The sequence below is a fragment of the Marinobacterium mangrovicola genome, from assembly GCF_004339595.1.
Lineage (GTDB): Bacteria > Pseudomonadota > Gammaproteobacteria > Pseudomonadales > Balneatricaceae > Marinobacterium_D > Marinobacterium_D mangrovicola.
The window spans coordinates 215,853-228,756 of sequence record NZ_SMFU01000013.1 but is presented as its reverse complement, the minus strand read 5'-3'; the positions used below and the strand labels follow the sequence as shown (position 1 = coordinate 228,756).

Sequence of the window (12,904 nt, the reverse complement as noted above, 5' to 3'; positions counted from 1 at the left end):
GCTTTAGTTCCCTTTTGCCGGATGCAGAACCATATAGGAAGCCAGTGCACAGGAGGCGAGGCGCCCCAGGGTGCCTTCGGCGCGGCTCGTCAGAATGATAGGCACCCTTGCACCGACGGCGATACCGGCGGACTTCGCATTAGCCAGATAGATCAGCTGTTTGGCGATCATATTGGCGGATTCCAGATCCGGGGCCAGCAGGATATCGGTGTCGCCAGAGACCGGGGAGTCGATATGTTTGTCGATGGCCGCCTGACGCGAGATAGCGTTATCGAACGCCAGCGGGCCGTCGATGATTCCGCCCTTGATCTGGCCACGGTCGGCCATTTTGCACAGCGCAGCGGCATCGATGGTGCTCTGCATGTTGGGTTTAACCTTTTCCACCGCCGCGAGGATAGCGACCTTGGGTTGCGGATTACCCAGTGACTGGCAGAACTCGATGGCGCTCTGAACAATATCGCGTTTGACCATCAGGTCCGGCTCGATATTGATGGCGGCATCGGTGATGACCAGGGGCTTGTGGTAGTTCGGCACGTCAAAGACGAAAACATGGCTCAGGCGGCGGTCGGTGCGTACCCCGCGGGTCTTGTGAACCACGGCGGCCAGTAGCTCCGAGGTGCCCAGGCTGCCTTTCATCAGCGTTTCAGCCTGGCCCATGCGGACCAGCTCACAGGCGCGCTCGGCGGCCATATGGCTGTGTTCGGTAGCTACGATCTCATAACCGGAGATATCCAGGCCCTCAGTGTCGGCGGCTGCCTGGATCTTGTTTGCCGGGCCAACCAAAAGCGGGTCTATCAGGCCTTGTTCCGCAGCTTCGATGGCCCCGAGTAGACTGTTGTGATCAACGGGATGAACAACGGCGGTTTTGATGGGACGTGCGCGCCGCGCCTGTTCGATAAAGTATTCCAGCTGATTATGGGCTGGCGGCTGACCTGTCTCGATCGTTGCCATGTATCTTCTCCAAGTCCTTGGTTGAGGTTCAGATACTACAACTTCGATACTACTGAAAAATGATGCGGCGCAGCAAAATATATATACACGGCGCAGCTTTTATCTTGATCTGGCTACAAAGAAAGGGACGAGCGGGGGCAGAACTGCCCCCCAGGCCTGTATAAGACGGTAAGGCTAGACGGGCGTTTTCAGAGTTTCCTGGTAGGGAGGCCAGCCCATGGGTTTGCCACCGAGCAGGTGCAGATGGATATGGTAAACGGTCTGGCCACCGTGGGTGTTGCAGTTGAACACGGTGCGGTAACCGTCTTCGGCGAAACCATGCTCTTCGGCCACATCACCTGCGATTTTGAGCATATAGCCCACCAGTTCGCAGTCTTCATCCGCGATGTCGTTCAGGGTGGGGATATGCTGGCGTGGGATCACAAGGGCATGAAAAGGCGCCTGAGGGTTAATGTCACGGAAAACAATGACCTTCTCATCCTGGTAGAGAACATCGGCGGGAATCTCGCCTTCGACGATTTTGCAAAACAGACAGTCCATCGGTCTCCCTCGAGAGTGAAGATTTAAAGCGACCAGTATAACGAGCGCCGAGGGACCGGCTCAAGCCAGGTCCATCGACAAGGGTTTGGGTGGGCAGTGAAAGGTCTTGGCCACTTCGTTGCTGGGAGTCACCGATTCGAGTTTGACCTCGAAGCCCCAAAGCCTGTGTACATGTTTGAGTACTTCGTCGGTGGAATCACCGAGTGGCTGATTGTTGTACATGTAGTGGCGCAGTGTCAGGCTGCGGTCACCGCGCACATCCACGTTATAAACCTGGATGTTTGGCTCCCGGTTGCCCAGGTTGTACTGCGCGGCAAGCTGCTCACGCAGTTTCTGGTAGCCCTCCTCATTGTGGATCGCGTCCACGCGCAGGGTCGGCCGTTCGGCATCGTCGAGGATGGCAAACAGATGCAGCTCCCGCATCAGCCGCGGCGACAGGAACTGAAGAATAAAGCTCTCATCCTTGTAGTTGCGCATGGCGTAATCGAGTGTTTCGATCCAGTCTTTACCGGCAATATCCGGGAACCACTGACGATCCTCATCGGTGGGGTTTTCACAGATGCGCCGAATATCGGTCATCATGTTGTAGCCCAGCGTATAAGGGTTGATACCGTTGAAGTAGGGGCTGTCAAAGGCGGGTTGATAAACCACGCTGGAATGGGAGTGGAGAAACTCCATCATAAAGCCGTCGGTGACCAGCCCTTCATCGTACAGCTGATGCAGAATGGTGTAATGCCAGAACGTGGCCCAGCCTTCGTTCATCACCTGGGTCTGCTTCTGCGGGTAGAAATATTGCGAGATTTTGCGCACGATGCGGATAATCTCCCGCTGCCAGGGCTCCAGTAACGGCGCATTCTTCTCGATGAAGTAGAGTAGATTTTCTTCCGGATCCTTGGGGTAGTGAATCACCTGCTCCTCGCCGCTGGCTTCCTTCTTCGGAATGGTATTCCAGAGGTCGTTCAGGTGGCGCTGGATATACTCTTCCCTGGCCATCTGGCGCTCTTTCTCTTCCGTCGCGGTGAGAGGGCGGGGGCGCTTATAACGGTTGACGCCATAGTTCATCAGCGCGTGGCAGGAGTCGAGAATCTTCTCCACTTCATCGGTACCGTAACGCTCCTCACACTGGCTGATGTAGTGCTTGGCAAACAGCAGGTAGTCGATGATCGCGGTGGCGTCGGTCCAGGTGCGGAACAGGTAGTTACCCTTGAAGAAGGAGTTATGGCCGTAGCAGGCATGGGCGATAACCAGCGCCTGCATGGTGATGGTGTTTTCCTCCATCAGGTAGGCGATACAGGGATCGGAATTGATCACGATCTCGTAGGCCAGACCCATACGGCCGCGTTTGTAGTTCTGCTCTGTCTCGACGAACTGTTTGCCGAATGACCAGTGGTTATAGTTCAGAGGCATGCCGATGGAAGCATAGGCGTCCATCATCTGCTCGGAGGTGATCACCTCTATCTGGTTGGGATAGGTGTCGAGGCCAAAGTTTTTTGCCACCCGGGCGATCTCACGGTCGTACTCCTCGATCAGGTCGAAGGTCCACTCAGAGCCGGTGGAGATCGGTGTGCGCTCTTTTACTGCACTCATGCGGCACCCTCCGTGCGCTTTTCAAACAGCTTGCGGAATACCGGATAGATCTCGCCCGCATCGGTAATGTGCTGCATGGCGAACTCATCCGGAAACGCCTCGTGCACCTGCTCGTACTCGTACCAGAGGTTCTGGTGCGGACCGGTGGTGATCTCCACATAGGCGAAGTACTGCACTTTTTTCAAAATGCGTTTCATCAGCAGGTCGGAGCAGGTGGCGGAATCTCCATCCCAGTTGTCGCCGTCAGAAGCCTGAGCAACGTAGATGTTCCAGTCCGCCGGTGAGTAGCGTTTGTCGATGATGTCTGCAGTCATCTGCAGCGCGCTGGATACGATGGTGCCGCCGGTTTCGCGGGAGTAGAAGAACTCCTGTTCGTCCACCTCTTTCGCATGGGTGTGGTGGCGTACAAAGACCAGCTCTATCTGCTTGTAGTTCCGCTGCAGGAACAGATACAGCAGGATGAAAAAGCGTTTGGCGATATCCTTGATTGACTGGGTCATCGAGCCGGATACATCCATAACGCAGAACATTACCGCCTTGCTGGAGGGGACCGGAACCTTGACCAGGTTGTTGTAACGCAGGTCAAAATCGTCGATGAACGGTAATCTGCGGGCTTTCTTGTCCAGCTCCGCGATCTGGTCGCGCAGCGCCTGCATCTGTTCTTGGGCGGCGTCATCGGCAGGCTGCATCGCCTCCAGTGCCCAGAGCTCCTTGCGTAGTGCCCGTATCTCCTTACGATCGCCGCCGCCCAAAGCGATACGCCGTGCGTGGGCGGCACGAAGGGAACGCACAATATGCAGTTTGTCCGGCGAGCCGCTGGTGCTGTAACCCGCGCGCCGGGTCTCAAAGGCTGTGGCATCTTTGAGCTGCTTACGCACCAGGTAGGGCAGCTCCAGGTCCTCGAACATGAAGTCGAGAAACTCCTCCTGGCTGATTGAAAAGGTGAAGTTATCTTCGCCTTCGCCCTGATTGCTGGCTTTGCCCTGTCCTGAACCGCCACCGCCGCCGCTTTCGGGACGCTGGAATTCATCTCCGGTGACAAACTCCTTGTTACCGGGATAGATGCGGGTGTTCTGACCGCCCTGGCCATGATGGAAAACAGGCTCGGAGATGTCGCGGCGGGGAATGGTAACCTCACCGCCACGCTCGATATCCGAGATCGAGCGGTCATGGATAGCCTCTTCAACGGCACGCTTGATGTGCTGCTTATAGCGACGAAGAAAGCGCTGGCGGTTAACCGTGCTCTTTTTCTTCGAGTTGAGTCGGCGATCGATGATATAGCTCATACCGAAGACTCCCGTGGTCGGAGGGCCGCCTGTGCCGCCCTCCGATATGGCTGCTTACTGGGATTTACGTACGCGGATATACCACTCCGACAGCAGGCGGACCTGCTTCTCGGTGTAGCCGCGCTCGATCATCCGCTTGACGAACTCGCCATGCTTTTTCTGCTCGTCGGAAGATGCCTTCGGATTGAAGGAGATCACCGGCAGCAGGTCCTCGGTGTTGGCGAACATCTTCTTCTCGATCACGGTGCGCATCTTCTCGTAGCTGTTCCAGGCCGGGTTCTTGCCCATGTTGCTGGCGCGGGCGCGCAGTACGAAGTTGACGATCTCGTGACGGAAGTCTTTCGGGTTACTGATACCGGCCGGCTTCTCGATCTTCTCGAGCTCCTCGTTGATCGACTGGCGGTCGAGGATATCGCCGGTTTCGGGGTCGCGGTACTCCTGGTCCTGAATCCAGAAGTCGGCATAGGTTACGTAGCGGTCGAAGATGTTCTGACCGTACTCGGAGTAGGATTCCAGATACGCGGTCTGGATCTCCTTGCCGAGGAAGTCGATATACTTCGGCGCAATGTACTCTTTCAGATAACCCAGATAGCGCTCCTGCACCTCCGGCGGGAACTGTTGTGCACTGATCTCGCGCTCGAGAACATAGAGCAGGTGAACCGGGTTGGCGGCAACCTCCGCCGGGTCGAAGTTGAACACCTTGGACAGTATCTTGAACGCAAAGCGGGTCGATAGACCTTCCATCCCTTCGTCGACGCCAGCGGAGTCCTTGTACTCCTGCATAGACTTGGCTTTCGGATCGGTATCTTTCAGGTTTTCGCCGTCATAAACCCGCATTTTTGAGTAGATGCTGGAGTTTTCCGGTACTTTCATTCGCGATAGCACCGAGAACTGGCCCAGCATATTCAAAGTGTCAGGTGCGCAGGGTGCCTGGTTCAGGGAACTGTTTTCCAGCAACTTCTCGTAGATATGAATCTCTTCAGTCACCCGGGTGCAGTAAGGCACCTTGACGATGTAGACGCGGTCGATGAAAGCTTCGTTGGTTTTGTTGTTCTTGAAGGTCTGCCACTCGGACTCGTTAGAGTGAGCCAGCAGGATACCGTCATAGGGAATGGCCCCCATCCCTTCGGTACTGTTGTAGTTGCCCTCCTGGGTGGCCGTGAGCAGCGGGTGCAGCACCTTGATTGGCGCCTTGAACATCTCCACAAACTCCATCAGGCCCTGGTTGGCGCGGCAGAGTGCGCCGGAGAAACTATAGGCATCCGGGTCGTGCTGGGGATATTCCTCGAGCTTACGGATATCAACCTTACCGACCAGGCTGGAGATATCCTGGTTGTTCTCATCGCCCGGCTCTGTTTTGGCGATAGCGATCTGGTTGAGGATTGAGGGGAAGAGTTTGACGACCCTGAACTTGGTGATGTCGCCGCCATACTCCTGCAGGCGCTTGGCAGCCCAGGGTGACATGATGCCGCGCAGGTAACGCGGCGCTATGCCATATTCCTCTTCAAGAATCTGTGCATCTTCGCGCGGGTTAAACAGCCCCAGTGGAGATTCGAAGACCGGTGAGCCCTTGATGGCGTAGAAGGGGATATGCTGCATCAGCGCCTTGAGGCGCTCGGCGAGTGAGGACTTACCACCGCCCACCGGGCCGAGCAGGTAAAGGATCTGTTTCTTCTCTTCGAGACCCTGAGCGGCGTGACGGAAGTAGGAGACGATCGATTCGATGGCGTCTTCCATACCGTAGAATTCGTGAAATGCCGGGTAGCGCTTGATGACCTTGTTGGAAAAAATGCGGCTCATTCTCGACTCGAGAGAGGTATCGATCAGTTCCGGTTCGCCGATCGCCTGGAGCATTCGCTCAGGCGCATTGGCGTAAGCCATCGGGTCCTCCTTGCACAGGTTGAGATACTCCTGCAGGCTCATTTCTTCCTGCTGGATTGATTCATAACGCGCTTTGTAATGATCAAATATACTCATTGCTCACCTTCCTGTACTCGGACGCTGACTCTTCGCATAACAACTTGTTTTCAAAGTTGTTGTCACAGCGTATTACGCCGCATTCCTGTTTCAGTGTAGTCCAAAGCTATGGTCTGCAAGGGCTTGTACTGACTTCTTTTTTAATCTCCCCAGGGCGTGTTTTGGCTGTGTATGGTCAGAGTGGCTGCAAAGGCCGGTATGGCTCTGCTTACGAAGTAAATTGCATTAAACGTGCCGCTATCGGAATTCAGGTCTGTTTTGCCTCACTCCAGTTGCAGCTAACGCTTACTCAGTAGACTGATCTACGGGCTGCAAGTTGCATCGGATTATCCTGCCGTGGTGGACAGGATATTCGCGGCTTCGAGCGCGGAATCCGCTGGTTGACTCAACGGGAAATGATAATGCTGCGTAAGGCGGGTCCGGGTGGCGAACTGATTGTCGGAATTCGTACAGCCGAGTGGGCGATGCAGAGGCGGTCCCCGCGTGGGAAGCTAAAAAAGCGCACAAAAAGTGATCAGTGCGTGATCGAAATGGGGCGGCGTACTCTGTTGTGCGCTAATTTGGTGAGCTCGGCTAAGATCTAGGGCAGCTGCTCGATCATATCCAGTGTTGGTCGGGGCGCGGGAAGGTCCGGCTGCATGGCATGACGTGCCGAGGCACTGTAGAGATTTTTCAAGTTGGCCTGGATCCGGGCGAAGCTCGGGTCCGTGGCAAAGGCCTGTTGCAGCGTGCTGATCGCCGCACCGGTTCTGCCCTGGGCCGCCTGGACGGCAGCGAGGTTATTGTAGAGTTCCGGGATCTGTGGGTAGCGCTGGATACTCTCTTCGAGCAGCTGCTGGGCCTGGTCCAGATCCGCCTTGATAAACAGAATGCGTGACTCCACCAGGGTGGCGGAAAGGTCATCCTGGGTGAGGGCGCGATACTCCTCTGCCAGGGTCATTGCGGTATCGAATTCACCACGGTGCGCCAGTGCCAGCGCTGCGGCGAGTGCCTCCTCAGGTGTGCTGGCGGGAGCCTGGGCTTGGGGTGCATCGGGAATAAAACCTTCCGCTTCAACCTCGGTCGGCAGCACCTCACCAGTCAGTTCAGCCTTGCGGTTGGCTAGCCAGAGCTTGGTTTCTTCAAGGCGAGCGTACAGGGTTTCATCATCGATCGGCAGATCACGTATTCTCAGCGGGCCAGTATAGAGACTGCCATCCTCGCTGGCGCAGTCGAAGGTCTGATGCTTGCCGGCACTCAGACAATACTGTTCTGTCTGCGCTTGTTCTGGCTCCCCGTGCATGCTCCCGCAGCCAGTCAGCAGCAGAGCCAGGCCGGTCAGTCCGAGCAAGGTGTTGAAACGGGGCGTATTCAAATGGAGCTTGAGATGGGAAGAAGGGCAAGACAGTCTCATCTTCGTTCAGTCCTTGAGTGCCGATATCGCTTCAGAGAGTTGCTGTCGAGAGTACCAGACCTGCGAGAATCAGTGCACTGCCGGAGACGCGGTTTTGCCAGCGCAGTGCTGTCGGATTTTGCATCCAGCGACTCAGGTGCGAAGCGAGACCACTGTAACCGGTCATAACACTCCAGTCGACGATCAGCAGTGTAGCTGCAATTACCAATAGCTGCGGTGTTCGCGGCAGGGCCGGATCCATAAACTGGGGCATCAGGGCGACCAGGAATACCATCCCCTTGGGGTTGGTGATGTTCACAAAGTAGGCGCTGATAAAGTGCTGGCGCTTGCTGCCGCGGGTTTCACGATCCAGGCTCAGGTGGCTGCGGGCTCGCCAGACCTGAATACCGAGCCAGATCAGGTAGCCGGCGCCGATCCACTTGATCGCCTGAAACAGCGTCGGCGAGGTGGCCACCAGGCCGCCAAGGCCCACGGCGACAATCAGCAGCTGGGTACCGAAGCCGGCAATCAGACCGGCCACAGCGGGGGCGGCACCACGTACGCCGTGATTGAGGCCGAAGGTCATCGCTGTGGCCGCGCCGGCCCCCGGTGAGAGACTGATAAGAATCGAGGCACTGAGCAGTGCCAGCCAGGCTTCCAGTGGCATAGTGTTCCCTGCTAAAAAGTTATCCCTTAAACCAAAAACAGCCGCCCGAGGGCGGCTGCTTTAGCTGAGCGCTGAGCGAAAACTGCTCAGTTCGCTTTTTCCCGCGCGATCGCCCGGTAGGCGATATCGGTGCGGAAGTAAGCGTCTTTCCAGCTGATCATATCGACCAGTTCGTAGGCGCGCTTCTGCGCATCGGTCACGCTGTCGCCCATTGCTGTGGCGCAGAGCACGCGTCCACCGGCGGTAACAACCTTGCCATCGAACAGCTTGGTACCAGCGTGGAACACCTTGCTGTCGTTAGGCGTTTCGGCTGGAAGACTGATCTCATCACCCTTGTTGTAGCTACCGGGGTAACCACCGGCGGCCATCACAACGCCAACGGCGGGACGCGGATCCCACTCGGCTTCCACCTGATCCAGCTTCTTGTCGAGTGCGGCGTTGCACAGTTCTACCAGGCTGGATTTCAGGCGCAGCATAATCGGCTGGGTTTCCGGATCACCGAAGCGGCAGTTGTACTCGATCACTTTCGGAGTACCGTCGGCCATGATCATCAGGCCGGCGTACAGAAAGCCGGTATACTCGTTACCTTCAGAGGCCATGCCGCGAACAGTAGGAAGGATCACCTCTTCCATGGCGCGGTTATGGATCTCCTGGGTAACCACCGGAGCCGGAGAGTAGGCGCCCATACCACCAGTGTTCAGGCCGGTATCGCCATTACCCACACGCTTGTGGTCCTGGCTGGTGGCCATCGGCAGTACGTGCTCGCCATCGACCATAACGATAAAGGAAGCTTCTTCGCCGTCGAGAAACTCCTCGACAACCACGCGGTGACCCGCATCGCCAAAGGCGTTGCCTGCCAGCATGTCGCGAATAGCTTCTTCCGCTTCTTCCAGGGTCATTGCAACGATAACGCCTTTGCCAGCGGCCAGGCCGTCGGCCTTGATCACGATCGGCGCACCTTTTTCACGGACGTAGGCCAGAGCTGGCTCTACCTCGGTGAAGTTCTGGTAGTCCGCGGTCGGGATCGCATGACGCGCCAGGAAGTCCTTGGTGAACGCCTTGGAACCTTCGAGCTGAGCAGCACCGGCGGTGGGGCCGAACACACGCAGACCCTGGTCATTGAACTTGTTGACGATCCCTTCGACCAGCGGCGCTTCCGGGCCGACGATGGTCAGCGCGATGGCGTTATCCTTGGCGAAGGCCGCCAGTTCATCCAGCGCCAGTACGTCGATGTCGACGTTCTGGCACTTGGTTTCCTGAGCGGTGGCGGCGTTACCCGGTGCAACGAAGACCTTCTCGACGGCTTCGTCTCGGGCAGCGGCCCAGGCCAGCGCGTGTTCGCGCCCGCCGGAACCGATTACGAGAATATTCATCAGCAGCAACCCTTGATCAGTGACGGAAGTGGCGCATGCCGGTGAAGACCATCGCCATGCCGTGCTCGTCTGCAGCGTCGATCACTTCCTGGTCGCGCATGGAACCGCCCGGCTGAATAACGGCCTTGATGCCGGCTTCAGCAGCGGAGTCGATACCGTCGCGGAACGGGAAGAACGCATCAGATGCCATCACGGAACCGGCTACTTCCAGGCCTTCGTCAGCGGCTTTGATGCCGGCGATCTTGGCGGAGTAAACGCGGCTCATCTGGCCTGCACCGATACCGATGGTCTGGCCGTTCTTGGCGTAGACGATGGCGTTGGACTTGACGAACTTGGCCACTTCCCAGCAGAACAGCAGATCGCGGATCTCCTGCTCGGTGGGCTGTACCTTGGTAACGATCTTGAGCTGGGAAGCGTCGACCATACCCAGGTCGCGATCCTGAACCAGCAGGCCGCCGTTAACGCGCTTGTAGTCGAACGCCTGGGCGCGCTGAGCACCCCACTCGCCGCACTCAAGGAGACGCACGTTCGGCTTCTTGGAAACGATCTCGGATGCTTCAGCGCTGACGCTCGGCGCGATGATCACTTCCACGAACTGACGCTCGACGATCACCTTGGCGGTTTCGGCATCCAGTTCACGGTTGAACGCGATGATGCCACCGAAAGCCGAGGTCGGGTCGGTCTGGAAGGCACGGTTGTAGGCTTCGAGGATATCGCAGCCGATTGCCACACCGCAGGGGTTGGCGTGCTTGACGATCACACAGGCCGGTTCCTGGAACGGCTTGACGCACTCCAGCGCGGCATCGGTGTCGGCCACGTTGTTGTAAGAGAGTGCCTTACCCTGCAGCTGACGCGCGGTAGAAACGCTCGGCTCGGCCGGGTTGGTTTCTACGTAGAAAGCAGCGCGCTGATGCGGGTTCTCACCGTAGCGCATGTCCTGTGCCTTGACGAACTGAGTGTTGAAGGTGCGCGGGAAGTCCGCAGGCTCTTCAGCGTCGCCCTCAACGATGGCGCCCAGGTAGTTGGCGATCATACCGTCATAGCCAGCGGTGTGCTCGAATGCCTTCACCGCCAGATCGAAACGGGTGTTTTGGCTCAGGCCGCCGTCAGCTTCCAGTTCCTTGAGGATAGCGTCGTAGTCACTGGCGTTGACGACGATGGCGACGTCCTTGTGGTTTTTCGCCGCGGAGCGAACCATGGTCGGGCCGCCGATATCGATATTCTCGATCGCCATCGGCAGATCGCAGTCCGGGCGGGCGATGGTCTGAGCGAACGGGTAGAGGTTGACGACGACCATGTCGATCGGGTCGATGCCGTGCTCGCTCATCACTTCGTCGTCAGTGCCGCGACGGCCAAGGATGCCGCCGTGAACTTTCGGGTGCAGGGTCTTTACGCGACCGGCCATCATTTCCGGGAATCCGGTGTAGTCGGAAACCTCGGTAGCCGGAATATCGCTTTCCTTCAGCAGCTTGTAGGTGCCGCCGGTGGAGAGGATTTCAACGCCGCGTGCGGACAGGGCGCGGGCAAAGTCAACAATACCGGTTTTGTCCGACACGCTGATCAGGGCGCGGCGGATCGGTGTAGTGTTCTGCTCAGACATAGTCTTGGATTCGCTTCTCTCTATTCGCTCGATTACAGCAGGCCGTACTGCTTCAGTTTCTTGCGCAGGGTGCCCCGGTTCAGGCCCAGTACCTCGGATGCCTTGGTCTGGTTGTCCTTGGTGTAAGCCATCACGCTCTCAAACAGCGGTGCTTCGATCTCAGACAGAACCATCTGGTACACGTCGGTTACCGGCTGCCCATCAAGCTGCTTGAAGTAGCTGGTCAGAGACTGGTGAACGGTGTCACGAAGAGTCTGTGCCGGTTTACCCGCCTGCGGCTGGGTGCTTTGTGCATACTGTTCCAAATCTTTGCTATCCACTGTACTCATGTACCCAAATCCTGGATTCAAGCAGCCGCTGAATCGCCCAATAGGGCGGTGACAGCACTTACCTGATCACTTGCTGTTTCTAATTGATTGAAATGCTTCCTGAACCCGGCAGCCTCCGGGTGTTGCTGCAGATACCAGCCCACATGTTTGCGGGCGATACGCACCCCCATGAACTCGCCATAAAAACCATACAGCTCCTGCAGATGTCCGGTCAGTATAGACAGAACTTCGCTGGTCTCAGGCTCGTCCTGATACTCACCGTGACGCAGGTAGCTGTCGATCTGGCGCAGCAGCCAGGGGCGACCCTGAGCGGCTCGGCCGATCATGACGGCGGCAGCACCAGTGCGGTCGAGCACCTGTCTGGCTTTCTCGGGGGAGTCGATATCGCCGTTGGCGATAACGGGAATGGAGACCCGGTTCACAATGCGGGCGATGGTGTCGTATTCCGCGTCACCCTGATAACGGTCGGCGCGGGTCCGGCCGTGCACGGCCAGTGCTGCAATACCGGCCTGTTGGGCCAGGTCCGCGATACGCTCGCCATTGCGCTGCTCCGGCGACCAGCCGGTGCGGATTTTAAGGGTAACGGGGATATCCACAGCACTGACCACCGCATCGAGGATGTCGGCAACCAGCTGTTCATCGCGCAACAGGGCGGAACCAGCCGCCTTGTTGCAGACCTTCTTGGCAGGGCATCCCATGTTGATATCGATGATCTGCGCGCCGCGCTCCGCATTCATACGGGCCGCGTCCGCCATCATCTCTGGATCACCACCGGCAATCTGTACCGAGCGAGGCTCGGCTTCGCCGCTGTGATCCAGTCTCAGGGAGGATTTGCGTGAATTCCACAGGCGTGTATCGGAAGTCACCATCTCCGACACGACCAGTCCGGCGCCCATGCGTTTGCAAAGTGAACGGAAAGGACGGTCCGTTACCCCAGCCATCGGCGCCAGTATAACCTGACTATCAATGGTGTAAGGGCCGATTCGGAACATCATGCACCTGCCAAAAGAAAAGGATTCTGGCCCGGACCTAAGGTCCGAGTCCCGGGTTCTCAGGGAAGTCAGAGACGAGTTAGCCCCGCGTCGTAAACGACGCAAAAGGACTGACGCCGCACTGGCATCCTGTTTGGAAGGCGGCCAATGATACTCTTTCGTAACGGGGGCTCCAACCCGTTTTTGTTGCTTTTTTGATCGATTTCGGGCTTGACCAGCATCGCGTTTTG

At 57.4% G+C, this 12,904-nt stretch carries 11 protein-coding genes; all 11 read right to left on the bottom strand.

What is annotated here, in order from left to right:
- Positions 1 to 3: 3 nt before the first annotated feature.
- The gene (locus CLV83_RS20740; RefSeq protein ID WP_279387541.1) at positions 4 to 999 is read right to left on the bottom strand and encodes a bifunctional enoyl-CoA hydratase/phosphate acetyltransferase; all 996 of its coding nucleotides are present in this window, start codon (positions 997 to 999) and stop codon (positions 4 to 6) included.
- Positions 1,000 to 1,125: 126 nt separating this feature from the next.
- Entirely contained in the window at positions 1,126 to 1,491 is a 366-nt protein-coding gene (locus tag CLV83_RS20735) for a histidine triad nucleotide-binding protein (RefSeq protein ID WP_132297308.1), read from the bottom strand.
- Between the two features lie 60 nt (positions 1,492 to 1,551).
- Positions 1,552 to 3,078, bottom strand: a complete 1,527-nt coding sequence (locus CLV83_RS20730; protein WP_132297305.1) for a SpoVR family protein — start codon at positions 3,076 to 3,078, stop codon at positions 1,552 to 1,554.
- Positions 3,075 to 4,364: a YeaH/YhbH family protein gene (locus CLV83_RS20725; RefSeq protein WP_132297302.1), complete on the bottom strand. Its 1,290-nt coding sequence runs from the start codon at positions 4,362 to 4,364 to the stop codon at positions 3,075 to 3,077. Before CLV83_RS20725 ends, CLV83_RS20730 begins: the two co-directional genes overlap by 4 nt.
- A gap of 54 nt (positions 4,365 to 4,418) precedes the next feature.
- Entirely contained in the window at positions 4,419 to 6,341 is a 1,923-nt protein-coding gene (locus CLV83_RS20720; protein WP_132297299.1) for a PrkA family serine protein kinase, read from the bottom strand.
- A 580-nt stretch (positions 6,342 to 6,921) separates the two neighbouring features.
- Positions 6,922 to 7,734 carry a tetratricopeptide repeat protein gene (locus CLV83_RS20715; protein ID WP_132297296.1) on the bottom strand — a complete coding sequence of 271 codons (813 nt, stop codon included), beginning with the start codon at positions 7,732 to 7,734 and terminating at the stop codon, positions 6,922 to 6,924.
- Between the two features lie 31 nt (positions 7,735 to 7,765).
- Positions 7,766 to 8,380 carry a LysE family transporter gene (locus CLV83_RS20710; RefSeq protein ID WP_132297293.1) on the bottom strand — a complete coding sequence of 205 codons (615 nt, stop codon included), beginning with the start codon at positions 8,378 to 8,380 and terminating at the stop codon, positions 7,766 to 7,768.
- A gap of 86 nt (positions 8,381 to 8,466) precedes the next feature.
- Positions 8,467 to 9,753, bottom strand: coding sequence for a phosphoribosylamine--glycine ligase (purD, locus tag CLV83_RS20705; protein WP_132297290.1), 1,287 nt, complete (start codon positions 9,751 to 9,753; stop codon positions 8,467 to 8,469).
- Positions 9,754 to 9,769: 16 nt separating this feature from the next.
- Positions 9,770 to 11,353: a bifunctional phosphoribosylaminoimidazolecarboxamide formyltransferase/IMP cyclohydrolase gene (gene purH, locus CLV83_RS20700; protein ID WP_132297287.1), complete on the bottom strand. Its 1,584-nt coding sequence runs from the start codon at positions 11,351 to 11,353 to the stop codon at positions 9,770 to 9,772.
- Between the two features lie 32 nt (positions 11,354 to 11,385).
- Positions 11,386 to 11,682, bottom strand: a complete 297-nt coding sequence (fis, locus tag CLV83_RS20695; RefSeq protein WP_104004338.1) for a DNA-binding transcriptional regulator Fis — start codon at positions 11,680 to 11,682, stop codon at positions 11,386 to 11,388.
- A gap of 17 nt (positions 11,683 to 11,699) precedes the next feature.
- Positions 11,700 to 12,674 carry a tRNA dihydrouridine synthase DusB gene (dusB, locus tag CLV83_RS20690; protein ID WP_132297284.1) on the bottom strand — a complete coding sequence of 325 codons (975 nt, stop codon included), beginning with the start codon at positions 12,672 to 12,674 and terminating at the stop codon, positions 11,700 to 11,702.
- Positions 12,675 to 12,904 lie beyond the last annotated feature (230 nt).